Origin of the sequence: Streptomyces sp. TSRI0107 (assembly GCF_001905845.1) — a bacterium.
Lineage (GTDB): Bacteria > Actinomycetota > Actinomycetes > Streptomycetales > Streptomycetaceae > Streptomyces.
Genome location: NZ_LIVZ01000010.1, coordinates 28,714 through 51,278, shown reverse-complemented (window position 1 = coordinate 51,278; position 22,565 = coordinate 28,714). Strand labels below are relative to the sequence as shown.

Sequence of the window (22,565 nt, the reverse complement as noted above, 5' to 3'; positions counted from 1 at the left end):
CATGTTCCGTCCCGGAGTCCCGGACACCTCGGACCGCCTATCAGAGCCCATCGGGAGCCACGCGTGGAACCAGCCGCCACCCCGCGAATCTGTCCGTTCGACTATGCCGAGGCCCTCGAGTTCGACCCCGTGCTCCGGCAACTGATGACCGAGGAGCCCGTCTCCCGCATCCGGCTGCCCCACGGCGAGGGGGAGGCATGGCTGGTCACCGGTTACGACGACGTGCGCACGGTGACCACGGACCGGCGTTTCAGCCGCCGCGCCGTCATCGGCCGGAACTTCCCGCGCATGACCCCTGAACCCATCGTTCAGGACGAGGCGATCAATGTGATGGACCCGCCGGCCAGCAGCCGTCTGCGCAGCCTGATCTCCAAGGGATTCGCGCCCCGTCACATGGAACGCATGCGGGCCCGCACCCAGCATGTCGTGGACGAACTGCTCGACCGGATGGCGGAGCACGGCTCTCCCGCGGACCTCACCGAGCACCTCGCCGACCCGCTGCCCCTCGCCACCATCTGCGAGGTCCTCGACATCCCCGAGGCCGACCGGGCCCGACTGCGCGCCCACGCGCGGACCATGATGGACACCGGCATCGACAACCGGGACGACGCCGTACGGGCCAAGGCGGATCTGCGCGCCTACTTCCAGACGCTGACCAGGGACCGGCGCGAGAACCCGGGCGACGACCTGATCAGCGCGCTGGCCACGGCTCGCGACGGAGACGAGATCCTCAACGACCAGGAACTCACCGTCATGGCGATGGTCCTGCTCATCACCGGGCAGGACACCACCACCTACCAGATCGGGAACATCTCCTATCTCCTGCTCACCCGCCCCGAAGAGCTCGCCATGCTGCGCGCCGATCCTTCGATGCTCCCGCAGGCCATCGAGGAGATGCTGCGCTTCATCCCCTTCCGCAAGGGCGTCGGCATTCCCCGCGTCGCCCTGGAGGACGTGGAGCTGAGCGGGGTGAAGATCAAGGCAGGGGACATCGTGCACGTCTCCTATCTGACGGCCAACCGTGACGGACGGAAGTTCGACCGGCCCGACGAGCTGGATCTGCGTCGCTCCGGTCCGTCCCACATGACCTTCGGCTGGGGCGGACATCACTGTCTCGGTGCTCCGCTCGCCACCACGGAGCTTCAGGTCGCTCTCGGGACCCTCCTGGAGCGGTTCCCCGATCTCAGACTGGCAAAGCCGGCCGAGGAAATCCGCTGGAACAAGACGTCGATCTGGCGTTATCCGCTCGCCCTGCCCGTCACCTGGTGACCGCGGCGCCCCCGGATGCGCATGGAGTCCGTGCGCGTCCGGGGGCCACTCGTTTCCGGGGGTCCGCGCCGCGCGCACTCGACGTGCGGCCGTCACCCTCCCGTCGTAGCGTGGGTCAGACGGCTGACCAAGCCGTGGCGGATCACATCCGTCCGAACGGGGAGAACTCAGTCTTCGACGGTCCGTACCGACCGCGCCCGTGCCAGGGACATCGAAACCGGCGCCGGGGCCCACCGACGATCCGTTCCGCACCGTTTCCGCGCGGACGAATCCGGGTGGCTACCGCCGGAGGGTGAAATGCCCGACCTGGTCACGGTCTGGCCGTGCGGACCACGTGCGCTGGGAGGCAATCCATGGCGGTTCTCTGCAAGCCGGCGATCGAAGTGCCCGAGTACGTCATCACCAACGAGGAAACACTCGAGCTGGCGCGCCGGCTGCACGGCGACCACCCACAGCTCGGACTGGCGCTCAGGCTCATCGAGAACACCGGGGTGCGGAAGCGGCATCTGATCCAGCCCATCGAGAAGGTGCTGCAGCACCCGGGCGTGGACGCCCGCAGCGCCACCTACGAGGAGCACACCAAGGCCCGCGTGCCGGCCGTGGTGCGCCGCGCTCTCGAGCAGGCGGGACTGGAGCCGCAGCAGATCGACGTGATCATCTACGTGTCCTGCACCGGCTTCATGATGCCCCCGCCGACCGCATGGCTCATCGACACGATGGGCTTCCGTCCGGAGACCCGGCAGGTGCCCATCGCGCAACTCGGCTGCGCGGCGGGCGGTGCCGCCATCAACCGGGCACACGACTTCTGCACGGCGTACCCGGACGGCAACGCGCTCATCATCGCCTGCGAGTTCTGCTCGCTGTGCTATCAGCCCACCGATCTGGGCGTGGGGTCCCTGCTGTCCAACGGCCTGTTCGGCGACGGGATCGCCGCGGCCGTGGTCCGGGGCGACGACTGCGCCACCGGGGTCCGGCTGGAGCGCAACGGCTCGTACATCATCCCGGGCACCGAGGAGTGGATCTCCTACGCGGTCCGCTCCACGGGCTTCCACTTCCAGCTCGACAAGCGCGTGCCCGGAACCATGGAGCCGCTCGCCCCGGCCCTGCAGGCCCTCGCGGAGCAGCACCAGTGGAACGCCGGCAAGATGGACTTCTACATCATCCACGCGGGCGGTCCACGCATCCTGGACGACCTGAGCCGTTTCCTCGACGTGCCGCACGAGGCGTTCCGCTTCAGCCGCGCCACGCTCACCGAGTACGGCAACATAGCCAGCGCGGTGGTACTGGACGCCCTGGCGCGCATGTTCGACGAGGGATCGGCCCTGGAGGGCCACCGCGGCCTGATGGCCGGCTTCGGACCCGGCATCACCGCCGAGATGTCCCTGGGCACTTGGACCTCGGAGTCCGAATCCGAGTCGTGACGCCCTGAGCGCGGGCGGGAAGGCGGGCGGCGGTCTGGACCGCGTGGTCGAGGCCGTCGCCTGCTTCGGGGGTTGCCGGCTTCGGGGGTCGCCGGCGTCGGGGGGAGAGAACGCAGAACGGACAAGCGACAGGCGGGAAGTATCGCCATGCCGAAGTTCCTCATCCAGGCCTCCTACACGGCCGAGGGCACCAAGGGGCTGCTCGAGGAGGGCGCCGGCGGGCGCCGTGCCGCCGTCGAGCAGGTCGTCACCGGCCTCGGCGGGCAGGTCGAGGCCATGTACTTCGCCTTCGGGCAGGACGACGTCGTCCTCATCGTCGACTTCCCCGACCCGGTCTCCATGGCCGCCGTCAGCCTCACCGTCAAGGCCAGCGGCGCCCTGCACACGCGGGCCACCCCACTGCTCACCGTCGACGAGATCGACGAGGCCACCCGCCGGCAGGTCGGCTTCCGCGCCCCCGGCGGCCCTCAGGTCGAGTAGCCGGGGCCGTACCGCACCGCCAGCAGGGCCACGTCGTCGTCGTTGTCGGGCGGGCGGGCCCGGGCCAGCAGCTCGTCGGTGAAGGACTCCAGAGGGCGGCGGGCCAGGGCCCCGGCGTGGCGGCGCAGGCGTTCCAGGCCCTCGTCCAGGCTGTGGCCCGGGGACTCGATCAGGCCGTCGGTGTAGAGGAGCAGGGTCGCCCCGGGCGGCAGTTCCGCCGTCGCGTCGGGTCGGACCTGCTCGGGCGCGACGCCCAGGAGCATCCCGTGGCCGTCGGTCAGATAGCGGGCCACGCCCTCGCGGGTGACCAGCAGCGGAGGCGGATGGCCCGCGTTGGTCCAGGACAGCTCGCACTGGCCGGCGGCGTTCTCGCTCATACGGGCGAAGACCAGCGTCGCCATGGAGACCTCGGTGATGTCCAGGGTCGCCTGGTCGAGCCATTCCACGATCTTGCTCGGCGGCTTCTGCTGGGACACGGCGTAGGCGCGGAGCATGTTGCGCAACTGGGCCATGCCGGCGGCGGCCTCCAGGTCGTGGCCGACGACGTCCCCCACGGCGAGGGCGGTGGCGCCGTCCGCGAGGTCGAACGCGTCGTACCAGTCGCCGCCGACGTGGGAGGCGTCCGGCGCGGGCAGGTAGCGGACGGCCATGGCGCGGCCGGGCGAACGCGGGAGCTTCGGCAGCAGATGGCGCTGCATGGTCTCGGCGACCTGGCGCTGGCGCTGGTAGAGGCGGGCGTTCTCCAGGGCGAGGCTGGCGCGCCGGGCGATGTCCTCCAGCAGGGCGGTGTCGGCCGTGGTGAACCGGTCGGGCTGGTCGGCGCGCCCCAGGGTGAGGGCGCCCATCACGTCGTGCAGGCTGCGCAGGGGCACCAGGATGGCCGAGTGCATGCCGGTCGCCTCGAACAGGCGGCGCTGCTCCACCGCGATCCCGGAGTCGGGCGGGCCCTGGTACGTCTCGGGGCCGGCGAAGGAGGACGCGACGCCGCGCAGGGCGCGGGACAAGGGCATCGAGGACTCCTGCGGCACCGGCGGCATGGGCCCCTGGAGATCGTCCCGGAAGCGCACGGTGCCGCCCTCGGCATGGGCGACGGCGAAGCGCGAGACCTCGTCCCGGTCGCCGATCAGGTCGATGACGGCCCAGTCGGCTATGCGCGGCACGACGAGGCTGATCAGGCGGCGCAGCGCCTCGTCGATGTCCAGGGTGGAGGTGAGCAGGGTGGTCGTCTCGGCGAGCAGGGCGAGCCGTTCCATCTCGGAGAGCCGTCCGCCGGCCGGTGGCTGCCGGCCGGTGTGCCGGGGGTCCCCCGAGGAGTGGAAGAGGACGAGCGTGGCCGTCGTGCGGATGCCGATGTCGCAGGGGGTGGCCAGCCATGCCACCGGCAGCAGCGAGCCGTCTCCGCGTTCGAACCACTCGTCCTCACCCTGCCGCGTGCTCCCGCCGAGGAGGCTCTCCCGCATCCGGCACTGCGCCCTCGGCACGGGTTCGCCGTAGCTGGTGCGGTGCAGCAGGTCGTGGGCGTCCCGGCCGACCAGATCGGCGGCGGTGCGTACCAGGGACTGTTCGGCGCGCGTGTTGACGGCGACGATCAGACCCTGCTCGTCGGCCAGATAGGCGCCCGTGCCGAGGGCGTCGAGAGCCCTGGCCATCACGTGCCGCGAACCATCCGGGCCCATCATCGCCAGCCTTCCCGTCGCCGACAGACATGCCTCGCCCCGCCCCTGTGGTCCGGGTTCCCCGTGGGAGAGGAGTGACCCTCGCGGCAGGCCCGGCGGGAACCACGGTGAGAGCGAGTCATTCGACCGTCTCGACGGCGATCATCTCCGTGGGGATGACCTGCTCCGTCCAGATGGTCTTGCCGGTCGTCGTGTAGCGGGTGCCCCAGCGCTGGGCGAGCTGGGCCACGATCAGCAGGCCGCGGCCGCCTTCGTCGGTGGTGCGGGCGTGGCGCAGGCGCGGGGACGTGTTGCTGGCGTCGGAGACCTCGCAGATCAGGCCGCGGTCCCGGATCAGGCGGAGCGCGACCGGGCCGGCGCCGTGGCGGATGGCGTTGGTCACCAGTTCGCTGACGATGAGCTCCGTGGTGAACGTCAGCTCGTCCATGCCCCAGTCGGCCAGTTGCCGGCTCGCCAGGCCGCGGGCCTCCGCCACGGCGGTCGGGACGCTCGGCAGGTCCCAGCAGACGACCCGGTCCTGGGCCAGGACCCGGGTCCGGGCGAGGAGCAGGGCGGCGTCGTCGGACGGGGGGCCGGTCAGCAGGGCGTCGACCGCCTTGCGGCCGATCTCCTCCAGCGTCGTCGGTCCGGGCGCCGCGAGGGTGTCGCCGAGGCGGGAGAGCCCGACGTCGATGTCCCGGTGGAAGCTTTCGATGAGGCCGTCGGTGTAGAGGGCGATGAGGCTGCCCTCGGTCAGCTCCCGTTCGACGGACTCGAAGGGGAGGTAGCCGAGCCCGAGGGGCGGTCCGGCGGGCAGGTCCAGGAGGTCGGCACGGCCGTCCGGGTTGACGATCACGGGCGGGAGGTGTCCGGCCCGGGCCAGCGTGCACCGGCTGCTGACCGGGTCGTACACGGCGTACAGGCAGGTGGCGCCCAGGAAGGCGGCGCCCAGGGTCTCGTCCCCGTCCCCCGTCGGCTCGTTGCCGTCGTCCGCCCCGATGACGCCGATGACCAGGTCGTCCAGGTGGGCCAGCAGTTCGTCCGGCGGGAGGTCCAGGTTAGCGAGCGTGCGGACGGCGGTGCGCAGGCGCCCCATGGTGGTGGCCGCGTTCATGCCGTGGCCGACGACGTCCCCGACGACCAGGGCGACGCGGGCCCCGGAGAGCGGGATCACGTCGAACCAGTCGCCGCCGACACCGCTGGGGGCGTCGGCCGGGAGGTACCAGGACGCCACCTCGACCGCGGAGCCGCCCGTCAGCTTCTGCGGGAGCAGCGAACGCTGCATCGAACGGGCCGCGGTGCGCTCGCGGGTGAACCGGCGCGCGTTGTCGACGCTCACCGCCGCGCGGGAGACGATCTCCTCGGCGAGGCGTACGTCGTCGTCCTCGAAGGGCCCGGCGCGCCGGGACCGGGCGAACGTGGCCACGCCCAGGGTGACGCCGCGTGCCCGGACCGGGACCACCATCAGCGAGCGGAAGCCGAACTCGCGGATGGAGGCGCCCAGGGCCTCGTCCTCGGTCAGCCAGGGGCTGGCGGGATCCAGGGTCCGTTCGACCAGGGTCGTGCTCTCCAGCAGGCAGCGGGTCACGGGCGACGACGGAGCACGCCGTACCGTCTCTCCCACGGCCAGGCTCGCCTCCGGGCAGCCCTCGCGCACCGACTGCTGCCCCGCGCGGCGGATGACGGGCATCATGCCGACCGGTCCCGGCGCCGGTTCCTCTCCCCTCATGACCGTGTCCAGCAGGTCGACGGCGACGAAGTCGGCGAGGGACGGCACGGCCTCGTCGGCCAGTTCCTGCGCGGTCCGCGTCACGTCCAGCGTGCTGCCGATCCGGGCACCGGCGTCGTTCAGCAGGGCCAGGCGTTCCTGGGCCTCCCAGCGTTCGGTGACGTCGATGATCATGTACCAGACGCCCACCTGCCGGCCGTGGCGGTCCTTCATGGGGAAGAACGACGCGGAGTACGCCCGCTCCCGGTCCGGGTCGAGATGGCTGACGCCGCGGAACTCGTGGTCCATCACCGGGCGCCCGGTACTGAGCACCGTCCGCATGTGCTCCTCGAACGCCGCCGCGTCCGAGCTGGGCAGCACCTCGCTCGCCTCCCGGCCCAGCCGCCGCGCGAGCGGCACCATGCGGTCCAGCGGCTCGTTCACCCAGACGTAGCGCAGGTCCGCGTCCAGGACGGCGATGCCGACCGGTGCGTGGGTGAGGAACGGCGCCAGCACCAGCTGGTTCATCCCGCCGCCCGGCATCCGCCAGAAGGCCTGCTTCGGCGGGTGGCCGACGAATCTGCCGAAGACCAGCGCGGCGACCGTGGCGACCAGCACGCCCGGGACCATCTCGTAGATGCCCGACTCGAACCGCCCGAGCCGTGGGTTGATCTCGTCCCAGAGCAGTACCGTGGCCGCCCCGGAGACGATCCCGGCCATGGCCCCCGCCCAGGTCATGCGCGGCCAGTACAGCGACAGCAGGACGACCGGCCCGAAGGCCGCCCCGAAGCCCGCCCACGCGTAGGCGACGATGCTCAGCAGGCCGTCGGCTCTGAGCGCGATCCCGAAGGCCACCAGGATCACCACGACGACGGCGCCGCGCCCCACCCACACCAGCGCCTTGTCCGAGGCACGCCGGTTGAGGAACGCGTGGTAGAAGTCCTCCGTGAGAGCGACGGACGACACCAGCAGCTGACTGTCCGCGGTCGACATGATCGCGGCCAGTACGGCGATCAGCATCACCCCGGCGATCCAGGGGTTGAGCAGGGTCCGGCTCAGGACGATGTACACCGTGTCCGGTTCGGGGAGCGGCGAGCCGAGCCGTCCGATGCCGACGAGGCCGACGAGCGTGGCGCCGCCGAGCACGACGATGGCCCAGCCCGTCCCGATACGGCGGGCCGCGGGGATGGCGCGGATGCTGCGGATGCCCATGAAGCGGGCCAGGATGTGCGGCTGGCCGAAGTAGCCCAGGCCCCAGGCGAGCAGCGAGGCGATCGCGACGGCGCCGAGCGGCCCGTCCGCGAACCACTGGCCGTCCTCGTAGTGGACCTCGGCGCTCATCTCCAGCAGCGCCGGTGCCTTGGCGTCGAGGGCGTCGCCCAGCGCCCCGAAGCCGCCGAGCGCGACGATGCCGGTCAGCGGGAGCACGATCAGGGCCAGGAACATCAGGGTGCCCTGCATGACGTGCGTCAGGCTCACGGCGAGGAAGCCGCCCAGGCACGAGTAGATGACGATCACCAGGGCGGTCAGGGTCACGCCGAGCCCGAAGCGCAGGTCGAAGACGCTCTCGAACAGCAGCCCGCCGGCCACCAGCCCGCTGGCGACGTAGACGGTGAAGAACACCAGGGTGACCGCGGCCGAGGCCATCCGGAGCACCCGGGTGCGGTCCTCGAACCGCTCCTCCAGGTACGCCGACAGGCTCACGGCGTTCCCGGCCCGCTCGGTGTAGGTGCGCAGTCTCGGCGCGACGAACAGCCAGTTGAGGTAGGTGCCGACGACCAGTCCGACGGCGATCCAGCTGGCGCCGAGCCCGGCCGCGTACACCGCTCCGGGCAGCGCGACGAACAGCCAGCCGGACATGTCGCTGGCTCCCGCGGACAGCGCGGCGACGGGCGCGCTGAGCCTGCGGCCCCCCAGGGCGAAGTCGGCGAACGTGTGGGTGCGGGCGTACGCCCAGACACCCGTTCCGATCATGGCGGCCACGTACACCAGGAACGTGGCCACGATCGGCGCGCTCAAGTCGAACATCGGCCCTCGCCTGCGAGGCTCATGCGCGTCGGCGCGACCGTCGGCGCGCCTGGCAGCTGTGTACCCGGTCGTACAAATCTACACATTCGGGATATCGGAGGGCGACTTGGCGGATGGCGCGGCCCTGTCCCGACGTAAAGCCTCAGCGAGCGGCGGCATCGGTGGGCGAGCCGGCCGGCGGTGGGGGACCGGGCGGTGCCGCGGAACCGGCCGGCGGTGGGGAGGGGTCGTCCAGGAACTCGCGGATCGCGAGGGCCACCAGCGTGATCACCGCGGTCCACACCACGACCGCCGTGGTCGGGTAGTGCCAGGTGAACAGGACGACCGCCGCGACCACCAGGATGACGACGCCGATCCAGCGCTTGTGGCGATGGACGAACCGGCCGACCGGCCCCGTACGGAACCCGGCGGACGCCGCCACGTCGCGCAGGCTGCCGATGCTCCTGCGGCAGCCCGTGCGGGTGAGCACGGCGATCCGGGACGGGCCGGCGAGGAAGGCGCCGGCGGCGGTGAACAGGGCGGCGGCACCGAGCGCCCGCACACCGGCCCGCAGGAACTTGATCAGCGCGTCGTACACCGTTCCCGCGGCCGCCTGGGACGTGCCCGGCGGCAGGTGGTCGAGGTAGACGTCGCGGGCGACGGTGAGGGCGATGCCGAGGATCACCATGGCGGCGAAGACCGCGAGGGCCGCCCCGATCAGCGCGTGCCGGCGGTTGAACGCCACGTACACACCGGCGGCCGCCACCAGCAACGCGATCAGGGGCAGCCATCCGCCCAGGATCTCCAGCACCCTCACATACGTCTTGACCTCGCCGATCTCCTTCGACGCGAACACCACGAAGTCGGTGTGGACCTCCGGGATCTTCGCGGCGGGCGAGAAGCCCGCGTCGACCAGCCGGGTCTTGACCTGCTCGACGATCGGGCCGATGTCGATGACGACCTGGTTGTCCTTCAGCTGGACGGCGGCGTCGGACTGGCCCGTCAGCGCCTCGTCCAGCGCCGAGTGCGCCCTGCGGTTGGCCTCCACCCACACCTTCTCGAAGGCGCTGCTGGTGACGACCCGCTCCACCGCACCGCTGACCAGCTGCTTGAGCCCGCTCTCGATCGGGCCGTCCAGGTTCTTCAGCAGCTCGGCCGCCCTCGGCGGCACCCCCTGCTCCGACGCCGCGTCCGTGAGCTGGCCGACCAGCGCTTTCACGTCGACGTGCGACAGCACGGCGTCGGTGACCCGGTTGGTGACCGCCTGCTGTACGTCGGGGTCGCTCGCCAGCGGCCCGACGGTGGCGACGTAGCGGTCCGTGTCCTGCACGATGCTGTTCGCCCACACCGCGACGACGGACAGCAGCGACAGCAGCGCCGCGAGGAGGATCAGCAGCACCGAGCCGATCGAGCGGAACGGGTGATGCCGCCGCGGCGGCGTGGCGGCGCCCTCCAGGGCGGTCACCCGGCTCCGCAGTTCGTCCAGCTCGTCGCGCTCCCGGGCCGAGAGCTCTTCGTCACCGGTATCACTCATGGCCACCAGCAGATTGGCGCGGCAGGAAGTGCGCGACCCGGGCGTATCAAGCGGGTGAACGGCGCACCGGCGTGCGGACGCCGCGGGCCGGTGCTGCAATTGAGGCGAGGGGGGACGTCACTGGCGGCAGCCCAGGCGCACCAGAGGTGGCACCGTGACCGACGAAACAGCAGAAGTGGGCCCGATCGACTACCTCGTCGTCGAGTTTCCCGGCAACCGGATGACAGGCGAGGGCTTCCCCATCCTGGTGGACCTGGTCGACCGCGGCCTCATCCGCATCCTCGACCTGATGTTCGTCAGGAAGGACGAGGACGGAACCGTCACCGGCATGGAGATCGCCGACCTCACCGGTGACGGCGCACTCGACCTGGCCGTCTTCGAGGGCGCGTCGTCCGGGCTGCTGGGCCAGGACGACCTCGAGGAGGCGGCCTCCGTGCTGGAACCCGGCAGCTCCGCCGGCGTCCTGATCTACGAGAACGTCTGGGCCGCGCCCTTCGCCGCCGCCCTTCGCCGGGGCGGTGCCCGGCTGGTCGCCTCCGGGCGGATCCCGGTGCCCGACCTCCTCGCCGCCCTCGAGGCGACCGAGGCCGCGCAGTGAGCGCGGCCACCGATCACGGCTGACGGACGAGAGGGAAACTGCCATGCCAGGTCTTCTCCGCGGAGTGGCGCGCACCGCCGTCGTCGCCGGGACGGCGACCGCCGTGTCGAACCGTGTCTCCCGCAGACAGCAGGGCCGGTGGGCCGCACAGCAGTCCTACGCGTACGAGGCGCCCGCGCCTCAACCGGCGTCCTACGCCGAGCCGGCCGCTGCCCCGGCTGCCGCCCCGCCGGTCCCCGACATGACCGACAAGATCGACCAGCTGAAGCAGCTCGGCGATCTCAAGGCCCAAGGGGTGCTCACCGAGGCGGAGTTCGAGGAACAGAAGCGACGGGTCCTGGAAGCCTGACCTGGCCCGACCTCGGCCGGTCGGTCGTCAACGCCCGGCGTCGACGACGCCGGGCGCCGAGGCCGAGGGCGGCGTCTCCCCGGGAGTCCCCCCGGGAGTCCCCCCGGCGGCCGGTTCGACCGGCTCGGGCTCGGGGGCGCGCGCCGCGGGTATCACGGGAGGCGTGGGCAGGACTTCCACTTCGGGTACCGCATCGGGTACCGCTTCGGCTTCGGCTTCGGCTGCCCATCGTGCGGTGGTCCGGACGTAGCCGTAGATCATCGAGGCCATCGCCAGGACGAGGAGCGGTCCGAACAGCCACGGGAGCCTGGCCATCGCCGTCGGCAGGTAGCGGTACGACACCAGGAGCACCGCGAAGACCGTCGCGCCGTAAGCGACCAGCCGGGTTCCCGAGCGGTCCCAGCCGTGGTCGAGCGCGCGCAGGGCCGCCTCGATGGTGAGGACGAACACCACGCCGGCGACGAGGTCCACGCCGTAGTGGTAGCCGAAGCCGAGCGTCGCGCAGAGGGTGGCGACCAGCCAGAACGTTCCCGCGTGGCGCAGAACGCGTGAGCCCTTGCGGGTGTGGATGAAGATCGCGGCGGCCCACGCCGTGTGCAGGCTGGGCATGCAGTTGCGCGGGGTGGCCTCGTCGAACGGTATGGGGTGCGGGGTGCCGATCGGCGGCGGCGTCGTCGGCCAGATCTCGGCCACCGCCCACTGCCGGGTGGGCCAGGTGTCCGCCCACAGGCTGACCGACGCCCAGTGCTCGGTGCCGGTGCCGAAGGCGAAGATCGGTCCGACCACCGGGTAGATCATGTAGACGGCCGGTCCGAGGAGCCCGATCATCAGGAAGCTGCGGACCAGGTGGTGGCGGGGGAAGCGGCGCTCGATCGCCACGTGGCGCAGCTGGTAGAGGGCGACGATGACGGCGGCCACCGGGAGCTGGCCGTAGACGAAGTCGAGGGTGTTGAAGCCGATCGGGCCGGTGGCCTCGACGATCCGGCCCACCAGCCAGGACGGGTTGCCCAGTGCCTGGTCGGCGGTCGCCACGTACTCGTCGAGCACGGTCGGGCGGGTCTTCGCGGTGATGAGCAGCCAGGTGTCGCCGGTCTTGCGGCCGGTCATCAGCAGCAGGCCCAGCCCGACGCCCTTCAGCAGCAGCGCGCGTTCCCGGCCGGTGCGGCGGGTGACGGCGAGGACCGCGCAGCCCAGCATCACCAGCAACGCGCCGTTCCCGAAGGGATGACCCTCGGTGATCTTGGTGTCGGTCGCCCACCGGACGAGGAGGAAGGCGAGGTCGATGCCGATCGCGGCGGCGAGCGCGACGAGCCGCTGCCGCCAGGTGAGCACCACCATCATCAGCGCCATGCTGGCGTACAGCAGACCACCCGACTTGGGCGGGAAGATCACTTCTCGCGTCTGGTTGGTGATCGGCCCCGGCACGCCGTAATGCCGCGCGGCGACCTCCAGCGCGACGAGGAATCCGAGGGTCACCACACCCGCGGCGGCCCACAGGATCGTCCGGGGCCGACGCCACATGGAGGGCGCGCTTTCGCCGTCTGTTCGCGAAGACACCCGCGATGCTCTAGGTATCAATTGTTCGACCAATTTTCCGGTGAGCGACGGGCGATAACGGTGTTCGTCGCGAGTTCGAACATGCTAGCGGAGCGTGGTCGGCGTGGTGCGGGCCGACGGCTGAACACCCTGCCACGCCCGGCACGTCCCCGATGGCCGCGTCCCGGTGGAGGACCTAGCGTCGGACCATGCACCCGCCCCGCGGCGAGCCGGCCGGAGAAACGGTGCCCGGCCTGGGCGCCGGGCCGGTGGTGCTGGCCTGGCTGACACAGTTCCTGGTGGGGACCGACCTGTTCGTGGTGGCGCCGCTGCTCCCCCACATCGCCGCGTCCTTCGACGTCTCCACGGCCGGCTCCGGTCTGCTGGTCACGGCCTTCTCCGTCGCGTACGTGGTGGCTTCGCCGTTCGCCGGTTGGCTCTCCGACCGACGGGACCGCGCCACGGTCCTGGTGGTGGCCCTGGTGCTGTTCTCCGCGGCCAACGTCGGTACCGCGCTGGCGCCGGGCTTCGGCGCGCTGCTGGCGGCTCGCGTGGTGGCGGGCGTCGCGGCCGCGGCGACCGGGCCCACCGTGTACGCCCTGGTCAGCACCCGTGCGCGGCCGCGGGCCCGGGCGCAGGTGCTGGCCGTGGTGGGGTCGGGGCTGCTGACCGCCCTGTGGGTGGGCGCGCCGGCCGGGTCGCTGCTGGGGCGGTACGTGGGCTGGCAGGCCGCCTTCGTCATCCTCGCCGCCGGCACATTCGTACTGGCGTTCCCTCACGCGTTCGTCTGGCGGGCCCGCCCCGTCCCGGCGGACGCCGGCCCGCCGGGAGTGCCGCGGCGGGCCGGGCGTCCCGGGACGGGCGTCGCCGTGTCCGCCGTCGCGGTGACGGCTCTGTGGGCGTTCTCCGTGTACAGCCTCTACACCTTCCTGGCGGTCGCGCTGCACGCCGACGGCAGGAGCACCGCCGTGACCTGGCTGCTGGTCGTGTACGGCGTCGGTGCCGTCGTCGGCGGGCAGTTGGGCGGGCGGTTCGCCGACCGGGCCGGGCCCGTGCGGGTCACCAGGACCGCGCTGGCGCTGACGGCCGTGCTGGAAGCCGTCGTGGCCCTGGTCTTCCCCGTCACGTGGGCGCTGGCCTGCGCGCTGGCCCTGTTCGCACTGGCCGCCTACGCCTTCTTCCCCGCCCAGCAGCGTCATCTGGTCGATCTGTTCCCCGAGCGGGCGACGGCCATGCTGTCGTGGAACAACGGGGCGCTGTTCGTGGGCCTGTCCCTGGCCGGTGCCGTCGGCGGGCAGATCGTGCACGCCCTGGACTACCCGGCGCTGCTGTACGCCGGCGCCGCCGTGGCCGTACCGGCGTGTCTCGTCGCCCGCGGGAGGCCCGCTCGGGCCCGTGCGCGGGAGGAAGGGCCGTGACGGGCGGACCGGCCGCCGTCCGTCAGACGTCCGGCGTGGTCGCGCGGGCCAGCGCCACGCCCCCGATGATCAGGCCGAGCGCGACGACGCGGCCCAGGTTCACGGGGTCCTTGTGGACGACGACGCCCAGGGTGATGGCGCCGGCCGCGCCGATCCCGGTGAACACCGCGTAGGCCGTGCCGACGGGCAGCCCCTTCATGGCCAGGGACAGCAGGTAGACCGCGACGGCCGCCAGGGCGACGGAGACGAGCGTGGGCAGCGGGCGGGTGAAGCCGGCCGTGGGCTTGATGCTCTGCGACCAGGCGACTTCGACCAGGCCCGCGGCGACGAGCAGCAGCCAGCTCACAGCGACCGTCCGATGTCCCGGGCCGCGGCCAGCGCGGCGGCGTGGGACGCGTCGTGGGCCTCGCGGCGGGCGGCGAGCGCGGGATCGACCCGGGAGTTGACCAGTTCGGTGCCGAGGAAGGTCATCGCCTCGTCGGGCACCGCGAAGTGGCCGGTGAGGAAGTCACGCAGATAGCGCTCCTGGTGGTCGTGCGGGTGACGCGGGGTGCCGGGCCCGTACGCCCCGCCGCGCGCGTAGGCCACGACGAAGCGCCGTCCGGCCAGCGACATCTTCGGGAAGGTGACCTGGTCGATCCACGCCTTGAGCGACGCCGGGACGGAGAAGTTGTACATCGGGGTGGCGATGAGTACGGCGTCGGCGGCGACGAGTTCGTCGAGCAGCGGCTCCACGACGGCCCAGGCCTCGGCCTGGGCGGGGGTGCGCACCGCCTCCCGGTACCGCGCGATGTCGGTGATCCGGTGTTCCAGCACGTAGTCGCACAGCTCGGTCCACGCCTCGGCTATCTGGGGAACCGGGGCGAGCGCCAGGTCGCGGTGCACGTACCTGCCGTCGGGGCGGGACGACCGCCAGGCGGCGGCGACGGCGTCACCGAGCTCCCGGCTGAAGGACCGGCGGCGGGCGCTGGCGTCGAGGTGCAGCAAGGTCTGTGCGCGGGTGGCCATGGGATGACTCCTGCCTCATGGAGAAAACACGGAGCATTAACCGGACGGCGCGTCCGGTTGCGTGGACGACTGTAGCAACCGGACATCCCGTCCAGTTATTCCGGCGGGCTCACGTAGGCTGACTCCCGTGGAGACGAAGGAACGCGCGGACGCCGCACGGAACCGGGCCAAGGTGCTCGACGCGGCAGCCCGGTTGTTCGCGGCCGGGGACCCTCGCGCGGTCACGATGGAGGACATCGCCCGCGCCGCCGGCGTCGGCCGGGGCACGCTCTACCGGCGCTACCCGGACGTCACCTCGATCGCGGCGGCGCTCCTCGACGAGCACGAACGGCTCCTGCAGGGCGAGCTGTTGCAGGGAGCGCCCCCGCTGGGGCCCGGTGCGCCGCCGCGCGAGCGCCTGACCGCCTTCTTCACGGCCATGATCGATCTGCTGGAGCAGCACGGCCATCTCGTCCTGGGCGCCGAGGCCGGGGCGAAGCGCTTCGCCGTCGGCGCCTACGGCTTCTGGCGCGCCCACGTCCTCGCGCTCCTGCGGGAGGCGGGCACACCCGACCCCGAAGCCCTCGCGGACGCGCTGCTGGCGCCGCTGGCACCCGAGGTCTTCCTCCATCAGCGCGGCCAGGGGCTGTCGACCGACCGCCTCAAGACCGCGCTGACCCGGCTCGCCCACGCGGCCACGCCCTGACCGGCGGACCGCCGTACCGCCCGGCCGTCAGCCGGTGATCTCCACCCTGCCGTCGGCCTCGGCGGGCGTGCCGCCGACCCGGCTGGTGATGCCCCGGAGCAGTTCCGTGAGGTCGACTCCGGTGGTGGAGCCGAGGAGTTCGATGCCCTGGGCCACGTTGTCGGCGACGGTGCGCGTGACCCGGCTCGCCCCGTCGGTGGAGATGACGGTCATCTTGTCCACGGCGCTCAGCGGCTCCGACGCCTTGGCGACCACCTGCGGCAGCACCTCCACCAGCATCTGGAGCACGGCCGCGTCACCGTACTGCGCGAAGGCGTCGGCCTTCTTGCGCATCGCCTCGGCCTCCGCGGCGCCCCTCGCCCCGGTCGCCGCGGCCTCCGCCTCACCCTCCAGCCGGACCGCCTCCGCGATCGCCGCGCGCCGGGACCGCTCGGCCTCACCCTGCTTGAGCCCTTCGATGGCCTGGGCCTCGGCCAGCGCGCCGCGGCGCTGCTTCTCGCCCTCACCGGTCAGCCGGGCGCGCTCCGCCTCCGCCTGCGCCGCGGCGATGCCGGCCAGCCGCTCCGCCTCGGCCTGCTTGACCCTGGCCACCCTCCTGGCCTCGGCCTCCTGTTCGGCGGCGTACCGCTGGGCGTCGGCGGGCTTGCGGACCTCGGTGTCGAGCTGGCGGTCGGTCAGCGCGGCCTGCCGCTCGGCGACCTTCTCCTGCTCGGTGAGGATCTCCTGCTGCCGGGCGGCCTCCGCCAGCGGGCCCGCGGCGGCGGCCCGGGCCGCGGCCTCGTCGGTCTCGGCCTTGATCTCCGCCTGCTTGAGGTAGAAGGTCCGCTGGGCGACGGCGATCTCCTCCTCGGCCTTCAGCCGGGCCTGCTCGGCGGCGCGCCGGGCCACGGCCTCCGCGATGTCGGCCTCCTGCCTGGCCCGCGCGGCCTCGGACCGGCCCAGGTCCTCCAGGTAGGAGCCCTCGGTGGTGATGTCCTGGATCTGGAAGGCGTCCAGCACCAGCCCCTGCCCGGACAGGCTGGCCTCGGCCTCCTCCGCCACCTGCCCGGCGAACGCGGCCCGGTCCCGGATGATGTCCTCCACCGACATCCGGCCGACGATCGCGCGCAGCGCGCCGGAGAGCACTTCCTGGGTGAAGCCGACGATGCCGTCCTGCTGCATCAGGAACCGCTGGGCGGCGGCGCGGATGGAGTCCTCGGTGCCGCCGACCTTGACGATCGCCACACCCTCCAGGTTGGCCTTCACCCCGCGCAGCGTGACCGCGCCGCGCACGGCGACCGGGATGTGCCGTGAGGACAGGTCGAGGGTGAACCGCTGCTGCACGAACGGCACGACGAACACACCGCCGCCGACCACGACCTTCTGCCCGCTGTTGTCGGTGAAGACGCGGCCGGTCTCCGGATCGGTGGCCTTCTTGCCGCGCCGCCCGGTGACGATGAACGCCTCACTCGGACCGGCCACCTTGTAGCGGCTGACGACGACCAGTGCGACGAGGACGAGGAGTACGACCACTCCCACCACGGCGATGACGACTGAACTCATGACGGTTCCCCTCAGCCCTCCCACGGGGACGGCGAATCGACAAGGGTTGCGGACGGGCAGCGGAGAAGGACGCGCGTCAGCGTTCGACGAGGCGTACGGAGACCGCCGTGGCCGACAGCGCCTCCGACACCCAGACCTCGGCGCCGCGGGCCACGGGGACGGGGCTCCTCGCCGCGAGCTTCACCGGCTGCCCCGCCAGACGCACCAGCACCTCGCCGTAGCCGTCGGCCGGGATCGCGGTCACCACCGAACCGGAGGCACCGATCAGGTCGTCGTCGCGGAGCGCGGCCCCGGACCGGTCGTCCGTCAGCGCCCGGCCGAGGCGGTACGCGAACCATCCCGTGACGGCCCCCGCCGGCACCCCGGCCAGGATCGCGCCGGCCACGCCCCACCCGGTCGTACCCAGGGCGATCGCGCCGGAGAAGCCGAACATCGAGACGAACCCGGCGACGACGGGGAGGGACAGCAGCCCGTCGAGGAGCCCGTCCAGCACTCCGTCCAGGACGAGGGACAGCATGAGAAGGACGGCCCCCGTGATGCCGAGACCCAGAAACCAGGCCATCCGCGCTCACCGCCTTCCCATGCGGTCCCTGCCCTGCTCCCCCGTTGCGAACGCATGTTCACACGCCGGTGCCGCGGGCCGCATTGCCTGCTTCCGGCAACCTTCCGGTGCTTTTCATGCCGCCCGCCGACGCACCCCGACGTCGGCACTCGGCGTCCACACTCGGCGTCCGCGCACGGCGCAGGCATGGAAGCGGCTCGCAGGGGGACTCGTGCGGCACGTCAACAGAAAGGCCCATACGGCCCGTTCGGTCCGTGCCATCGACAATCGGGAGTATGCAATGACGAGTTACGGCAGTTCCCCGGCCGCGTCCTCCGGATCGCGCACCAACGGCCTGGCGATCGCGAGCCTGTGCTGCGGCATCGTCGGACTGTTCTTCCTGAACATCGTCCTGGGCCCCCTGGCCATCGTCTTCGGTGCCGTCGCCCGCCGTCAGGCAGCGGTGAAGAACGGCGCCGGAATGGCGAAGGCGGGCATCATCCTCGGCGTCGTCGACATCGTCCTCTGGCTCGTCCTCCTGGCCCTCGCCGCCAGCAACGACGGCTTCAGCTGGTACGTGGGCGGCTGACGGCCGCCGGTGACGTCCCGTCGGTCAGTACACGTCACGCACGTAGCGCTTGTCGGCGGCGAGCTGTTCGACGTACGCCGCCGCCTCGTCCTCCGCGAGGCCGCCGTGGACGACGGCGATCTCGCGCAGGGCGTCGTCGACGTCCTTGGCCATGCGGGAGGCGTCACCGCAGACGTAGAAGCGGGCGCCGTCCCGCAGCCACGACCACAGCAGCGGGCCGTGCTCACGCATCCGGTCCTGGACGTAGACCTTGGCGCGCTGGTCGCGGGAGAAGGCGGTGTCCAGGCGGGTGAGGGTGCCGTCCGCCAGGAAGGCGGCCAGCTCCTCCTCGTAGTAGAAGTCGGTCGCCCGGTGCTGTTCGCCGAAGAACAGCCAGTTCGGGGCGCGGTGGCCACGGGCCCGGCGTTCCTCCAGGAAGCCCATGAAGGGCGCGACGCCGGTGCCGGGGCCCACCATCACCGCCGGTGTGGCCGGGTCGGCCGGCGGGCGGAAGTGCGTCGCCCGCCGGACACGGACCGGCACCGGGGTGCCCGGCTCGGCGTCGGCGAGGAAGGGCGAGCAGACGCCCTGGCGGGGGCGGCCGGCCAGGTTCTCGTAGCGGACGACGGAGACGGTCAGCGACACCAGGTGGGGGTCGGTCAGCGGGCTGGAGGATATGGAGTACAGGCGGGGCTGCAGGCGCCCCAGCGCGTCCGCCCACTCCTGTGCCCCGGCCCGGATGCCGAACTCGGCGACCACGTCGACGGCCTGCCGTCCCCAGGACCAGCGGGCCAGCTCGCCCTTGTTGTCCGGGCGCAGCAGCTTGCGCAGCTCGCGCGGGTCGCGGGCGCGGTCGGCGGCGAAGCGCAGCAGGCCGGGTGTGACGCGGGTGATGTCGAGCCGGCGCAGCAGGGCCTCGCCGAAGGGCATGTCTCCGGCGTTCCCGACCCGCACGGCCGCGTCCGCGTCCAGGCCGGTGACGGCCAGCCACTCGGCCACCAGCTCCGGCTGGTTGGCCGGGTGCACGGCGAGGGCGTCCCCGGCCTCGTAGACCAGCGGGGTGTCGCTGTCCCTGGTGTCGAAGGTGAAGCGGCGGACCTCCTTGCCCGCGCCGGGCAGGCTGAGCAGGCGGTTGCCGGTGAGGCGGGCGGTGACGGGGGCGGGCCGGCTGGGCCGGGGGGCCGCCGGGGCCGGTGCCGGCAGTGCGGGGCGGCTGTCCGTCAGCGCCGTGCGCACCTGTTCGAGCCAGGCCTCGGCCTCGGTCTCGTAGTCCGGTTCGCAGTCGGTGCGCGGCGCCAGCCGTACCGCGTCCAGCTCCTCCATACGGCGGTCCAGGCGCCGTCCGTGGCCGCAGAAGTCGTCGTAGGAGGAGTCGCCGAAGGCCAGGACGGCGTACCGCCTGCCCTCCAGGCGCGGGGCGTCGGGCGCGGCGAGGGCGTCCCAGAAGCCGGCGCCGTTGTCCGGGGCGTCGCCGTCGCCGAAGGTGCTGGTGATCAGCAGCAGGTCGGCGTCGGACGGCAGCGCGGCAAGGCTCGCGTCCGCCATGGGCAGCAGGGCGGCGGGGTGGCCGTCCGCGGTGAGCCGTTCCGCCGCCGCGGACGCGAACTCCTCGGCGTTCCCGGTCTGCGACGCCCACAGGATCACGACCTGTCGGCGTGGGGCGGCCCCGGACGGGGCGGACGCCGACGGGCCGCCGCCGACGCCGTACGCGGGGGACGCCTCGGCCCTGGAGTACATCCCGGCCAGCACACCGTTCACCCACAGAGCGTGCTCGGGGCTGAACGGGGCGTCGGGTGGCAGCACCGGCACACCCGGGGCGCCCGAGGGAATGCCCGCCAGGAAGCCGGTCAGGTACCGGCGTTCGTGTTCGGCGAGGACCGGCGGCAGGGGCGCGGGGGCCAGCCCGAACGGCGCGAGCGCCGCCGTCGCCGGGGCCGGGACCGGAGCCATTGACTCGGCCGACGTGCCCGCCGGCGCCGGGACCTGAACGGTCACCGCCGTGGCCGTCTTCGTCAGCGACACCGCGCACACCTTGAACTCCGGCTGGTAGGACAGCGGGTCGACGGCGTCGCTCGTCACCGCGTTGACGCTCAGGTACTCCCCGAACAGGTCGTTCCAGTGGAACGGCGCGAAACAGCAGCCCGGCCGCACCCGGTCGGTGACCACGGCGGGCAGCACGGCCCGCCCGCGCCGCGAGGCGACCTCCACCGAGTCCCCGTCGGCGAGGCCCAGCCGGGCCGCGTCGTCCGGGTGCACCTCGACGAAGGGCCCGGGGTCGAGCTTGTTCAGCTTGGCGACCTTGGCCGTCTTGGTCAGCGTGTGCCACTGGTGCGGGAGGCGGCCGGTGTTGAGCACGTACGGGTAGTCGTCGTCGGGCATCTCCGCCGCGGGGAGGTGCGGGCGGGCGTGGAACACCGCGCGGCCGGTGGCGGTGGGGAAGACCGGCGCCCCGCCCGCGGTGTCCGCGTCGACGTACCGGACCGGGTTGCGGTCGGGGCCGTCGGGGCTCGCCGCCGGCCACTGCACGGGCGTCTCCCGCAGCCGCTCGTAGCTCACCCCGCGCAGGTCCCAGCCGGTCACCGGGTTCCAGGCGCGCTTGATCTCCTCGAAGATCTCCTCGGCGCTGTCGTACGCGAAGCCCTGCTCGTAGCCCATCGCGCGGGCCACGGCGGCGATGAGCCGCCAGTCCGCGGTCGCCTCGCCGGGCGGGTCGGCGGCCGGGCGGGCGAGGGTGAGGTTGCGCTCGCTGTTGATCAGGACGCCCTCGGTCTCGGTCCACAGCGCGCCGGGCAGGACGACGTCGGCGTACGCGTTCGTCTCCGTGTCGGCGAACACGTCCTGCGTGACGACGAACTCGGCCGCCTCCAGGCCCTCGATGACCGTCCTGCGGTTCGCGACGGACGCGACCGGGTTGGTGCAGATGATCCAGCACGCCTTGATGTCCCCGTCGGCCATCTTCCGGAACATCTCGACGGTGCCCTTGCCGACGCCGTCGGCGCGCAGGGTCCCCGGCTCCAGCTCCCACAGTTCCTCGACGAAGGCCCGGTCGGCGTCGACGAGGACGGAACGCTGCCCGGGCAGCCCCGGCCCCATGTAGCCCATCTCCCGGCCGCCCATGGCGTTGGGCTGGCCGGTGAGGGAGAACGGCCCGCTGCCGGGGCGGCAGATGGCGCCGGTGGCGAGGTGCAGGTTGATCAGGGCGTTGGTGTTCCAGGTGCCGTGCGTGGACTGGTTGAGGCCCATCGTCCAGCAGCTCGTCCACTCCCCCGCCTCGCCGATCAGCCGGGCGGCCTCGCGGATGTCGTCCTCCGGGAGGCCGGTGATCTCCGCGACGGTGGCGGGCGGGTAGTCGGCGAGGAAGGCGGGCATCGCCTCCCAGCCCTCGGTGTGCGCGGCGATGAAGTCCGCGTCGGTGCGGCCGTTCGCGTGCAGCAGGTGCAGCAGCCCGTTGAGCAGGGCGAGGTCCGTGCCCGGCGCGATCTGCAGGAACAGGTCGGCCTTGGCTGCGGTGGCGGTGCGCCGCGGGTCGACGACGATCAGCTTGGCGCCCGCCGACCTCACCCGCTCCATCATCCGCAGGAAGAGGATGGGATGGCAGTCGGCCATGTTGGAGCCGATGACGAGGAACAGGTCGGCCTTGTCGAAGTCCTGGTAGGAGCCGGGCGGCCCGTCGGCGCCCAGCGACAGCTTGTAGCCGGTGCCGGCGCTCGCCATGCACAGCCGGGAGTTCGACTCGATCCGGTTGGTCCGCAGGTAGCCCTTGGCCAGCTTGTTCGCCAGGTACTGGGCCTCCAGGCTCATCTGCCCGGAGACGTAGAGGGCGACCGCGTCGGGGCCGTGCTCGTCGACGATCGCGCGGAGCCGGCGGGCGGTCTCCTCGACGGCCACCGCCACGGACGCGGGGCGCGGCTCGTCGCCGCGGTCCGGCCGGACGAGCGCGGTGGTCAGCCGCCCCGGCGCGGCGAGCATGTCCGCGGTGGTGGCGCCCTTGGTGCACAGCCGGCCGAAGTTCGCCGGGTGCTCCTTGTCACCCGTCGCCTTCAGGACCGTACGCCGTCCGTCCGGTCCCGTGCCGACGTCGAGGACCAGGCCGCAGCCCACACCGCAGTACGAGCAGACCGTCCGCACCTTGGTCGTGCCCTCGCTCCGCGAGCCCGGCGCGGCCACGGGCGCCTCCCTTGCTGTGCCAGGGCCTGTCAGACAGGCCCTGGGTCCGATCCCGCCTGGCCCGACCGTACGAACCACG

General features: G+C 72.4%; 17 protein-coding genes. 8 read left to right on the top strand and 9 right to left on the bottom strand.

Going from position 1 to position 22,565, the window contains the following annotated elements; all coding sequences use genetic code 11:
- Positions 1-63 precede the first annotated feature (63 nt).
- The 3 genes from AMK31_RS26085 to AMK31_RS26075 all read left to right on the top strand — a co-directional run bounded on the left by AMK31_RS26085 (position 64) and on the right by AMK31_RS26075 (position 3,170).
- Positions 64-1,269, top strand: a complete 1,206-nt coding sequence (locus AMK31_RS26085) for a cytochrome P450 (RefSeq protein WP_073943101.1) — start codon at positions 64-66, stop codon at positions 1,267-1,269.
- A gap of 353 nt (positions 1,270-1,622) precedes the next feature.
- Positions 1,623-2,690 (top strand): type III polyketide synthase, encoded by a 1,068-nt coding sequence (locus AMK31_RS26080; protein WP_073943100.1) that lies wholly within the window; start codon positions 1,623-1,625, stop codon positions 2,688-2,690.
- 147 nt (positions 2,691-2,837) lie between these two features.
- Positions 2,838-3,170 carry a GYD domain-containing protein gene (locus tag AMK31_RS26075; RefSeq protein WP_073943099.1) on the top strand — a complete coding sequence of 111 codons (333 nt, stop codon included), beginning with the start codon at positions 2,838-2,840 and terminating at the stop codon, positions 3,168-3,170.
- Here the strand turns inward: AMK31_RS26075 and AMK31_RS26070 are convergent.
- The 3 genes from AMK31_RS26070 to AMK31_RS26060 form a co-directional block, all read right to left on the bottom strand.
- Positions 3,158-4,819, bottom strand: a complete 1,662-nt coding sequence (locus AMK31_RS26070) for a SpoIIE family protein phosphatase (RefSeq protein ID WP_241842724.1) — start codon at positions 4,817-4,819, stop codon at positions 3,158-3,160. The genes AMK31_RS26075 and AMK31_RS26070 overlap by 13 nt on opposite strands.
- A 145-nt stretch (positions 4,820-4,964) precedes the next feature.
- Positions 4,965-8,561, bottom strand: coding sequence for a sodium/proline symporter PutP (gene putP, locus AMK31_RS26065; protein WP_073943097.1), 3,597 nt, complete (start codon positions 8,559-8,561; stop codon positions 4,965-4,967).
- Positions 8,562-8,703: 142 nt separating this feature from the next.
- Positions 8,704-10,074, bottom strand: a complete 1,371-nt coding sequence (locus tag AMK31_RS26060) for a hypothetical protein (RefSeq protein ID WP_241842723.1) — start codon at positions 10,072-10,074, stop codon at positions 8,704-8,706.
- A 220-nt stretch (positions 10,075-10,294) separates the two neighbouring features.
- Between AMK31_RS26060 and AMK31_RS26055 the strand changes: the two genes are divergently transcribed.
- Entirely contained in the window at positions 10,295-10,672 is a 378-nt protein-coding gene (locus AMK31_RS26055; protein WP_385312829.1) for a DUF6325 family protein, read from the top strand.
- A 43-nt stretch (positions 10,673-10,715) separates the two neighbouring features.
- A complete protein-coding gene (locus tag AMK31_RS26050; protein WP_073943095.1) occupies positions 10,716-11,021 on the top strand; it encodes an SHOCT domain-containing protein in 306 nt (101 codons plus the stop codon).
- 27 nt (positions 11,022-11,048) lie between these two features.
- On the opposite strand, the gene AMK31_RS26045 is transcribed toward AMK31_RS26050, so the two are convergent.
- Entirely contained in the window at positions 11,049-12,542 is a 1,494-nt protein-coding gene (locus tag AMK31_RS26045; protein ID WP_079186934.1) for a DUF5933 domain-containing protein, read from the bottom strand.
- Between the two features lie 224 nt (positions 12,543-12,766).
- Between AMK31_RS26045 and AMK31_RS26040 the strand changes: the two genes are divergently transcribed.
- Positions 12,767-13,975, top strand: coding sequence for an MFS transporter (locus tag AMK31_RS26040; RefSeq protein ID WP_073943094.1), 1,209 nt, complete (start codon positions 12,767-12,769; stop codon positions 13,973-13,975).
- Between the two features lie 22 nt (positions 13,976-13,997).
- Here the strand turns inward: AMK31_RS26040 and AMK31_RS26035 are convergent, their stop codons facing one another.
- Both AMK31_RS26035 and AMK31_RS26030 read right to left on the bottom strand, forming a co-directional pair.
- Positions 13,998-14,321: a DMT family transporter gene (locus AMK31_RS26035; protein ID WP_073943093.1), complete on the bottom strand. Its 324-nt coding sequence runs from the start codon at positions 14,319-14,321 to the stop codon at positions 13,998-14,000.
- Positions 14,318-14,983: an FMN-dependent NADH-azoreductase gene (locus tag AMK31_RS26030; RefSeq protein WP_073943092.1), complete on the bottom strand. Its 666-nt coding sequence runs from the start codon at positions 14,981-14,983 to the stop codon at positions 14,318-14,320. Before AMK31_RS26030 ends, AMK31_RS26035 begins: the two co-directional genes overlap by 4 nt.
- Positions 14,984-15,110: 127 nt before the next feature.
- Here AMK31_RS26030 and AMK31_RS26025 point away from each other — a divergent pair, with 127 nt between their 5' ends.
- Positions 15,111-15,668: a TetR/AcrR family transcriptional regulator gene (locus tag AMK31_RS26025; protein WP_073943091.1), complete on the top strand. Its 558-nt coding sequence runs from the start codon at positions 15,111-15,113 to the stop codon at positions 15,666-15,668.
- Between the two features lie 27 nt (positions 15,669-15,695).
- Here AMK31_RS26025 and AMK31_RS26020 read toward each other — a convergent pair whose 3' ends face one another.
- On the bottom strand, positions 15,696-17,210 hold the full coding sequence (locus AMK31_RS26020) for an SPFH domain-containing protein (protein WP_073943090.1): 1,515 nt from the start codon (positions 17,208-17,210) through the stop codon (positions 15,696-15,698).
- Between the two features lie 76 nt (positions 17,211-17,286).
- Positions 17,287-17,772 (bottom strand): hypothetical protein, encoded by a 486-nt coding sequence (locus tag AMK31_RS26015; protein ID WP_073943089.1) that lies wholly within the window; start codon positions 17,770-17,772, stop codon positions 17,287-17,289.
- A 280-nt stretch (positions 17,773-18,052) separates the two neighbouring features.
- On the opposite strand from AMK31_RS26015, the gene AMK31_RS26010 reads away from it, so the two are divergent.
- Complete coding sequence (locus AMK31_RS26010) at positions 18,053-18,340, top strand: DUF4190 domain-containing protein (protein WP_073943088.1); 288 nt, start codon at positions 18,053-18,055, stop codon at positions 18,338-18,340.
- A 24-nt stretch (positions 18,341-18,364) separates the two neighbouring features.
- On the opposite strand, the gene AMK31_RS26005 is transcribed toward AMK31_RS26010, so the two are convergent.
- Positions 18,365-22,486, bottom strand: coding sequence for a bifunctional nitrate reductase/sulfite reductase flavoprotein subunit alpha (locus tag AMK31_RS26005; RefSeq protein WP_073943087.1), 4,122 nt, complete (start codon positions 22,484-22,486; stop codon positions 18,365-18,367).
- Positions 22,487-22,565 lie beyond the last annotated feature (79 nt).

Excerpts from the sequence above, each read along its gene's own strand:
- AMK31_RS26040 (WP_073943094.1), top strand. The coding sequence starts at position 12,767 with ATGCACCCGCCCCGCGGCGAGCCGGCCGGAGAAACGGTGCCCGGCCTG.
- AMK31_RS26010 (WP_073943088.1), top strand. The coding sequence starts at position 18,053 with ATGACGAGTTACGGCAGTTCCCCGGCCGCGTCCTCCGGATCGCGCACC.
- AMK31_RS26020 (WP_073943090.1), bottom strand. The coding sequence starts at position 17,210 with ATGAGTTCAGTCGTCATCGCCGTGGTGGGAGTGGTCGTACTCCTCGTC.
- AMK31_RS26055 (WP_385312829.1), top strand. The coding sequence starts at position 10,295 with ATGACAGGCGAGGGCTTCCCCATCCTGGTGGACCTGGTCGACCGCGGC.
- AMK31_RS26070 (WP_241842724.1), bottom strand. The coding sequence starts at position 4,819 with ATGGCCAGGGCTCTCGACGCCCTCGGCACGGGCGCCTATCTGGCCGAC.
- AMK31_RS26015 (WP_073943089.1), bottom strand. The coding sequence starts at position 17,772 with ATGGCCTGGTTTCTGGGTCTCGGCATCACGGGGGCCGTCCTTCTCATG.
- AMK31_RS26045 (WP_079186934.1), bottom strand. The coding sequence starts at position 12,542 with ATGTGGCGTCGGCCCCGGACGATCCTGTGGGCCGCCGCGGGTGTGGTG.
- AMK31_RS26050 (WP_073943095.1), top strand. The coding sequence starts at position 10,716 with ATGCCAGGTCTTCTCCGCGGAGTGGCGCGCACCGCCGTCGTCGCCGGG.
- AMK31_RS26060 (WP_241842723.1), bottom strand. The coding sequence starts at position 10,074 with ATGAGTGATACCGGTGACGAAGAGCTCTCGGCCCGGGAGCGCGACGAG.
- putP (WP_073943097.1), bottom strand. The coding sequence starts at position 8,561 with ATGTTCGACTTGAGCGCGCCGATCGTGGCCACGTTCCTGGTGTACGTG.
- AMK31_RS26030 (WP_073943092.1), bottom strand. The coding sequence starts at position 14,983 with ATGGCCACCCGCGCACAGACCTTGCTGCACCTCGACGCCAGCGCCCGC.
- AMK31_RS26080 (WP_073943100.1), top strand. The coding sequence starts at position 1,623 with ATGGCGGTTCTCTGCAAGCCGGCGATCGAAGTGCCCGAGTACGTCATC.
- AMK31_RS26075 (WP_073943099.1), top strand. The coding sequence starts at position 2,838 with ATGCCGAAGTTCCTCATCCAGGCCTCCTACACGGCCGAGGGCACCAAG.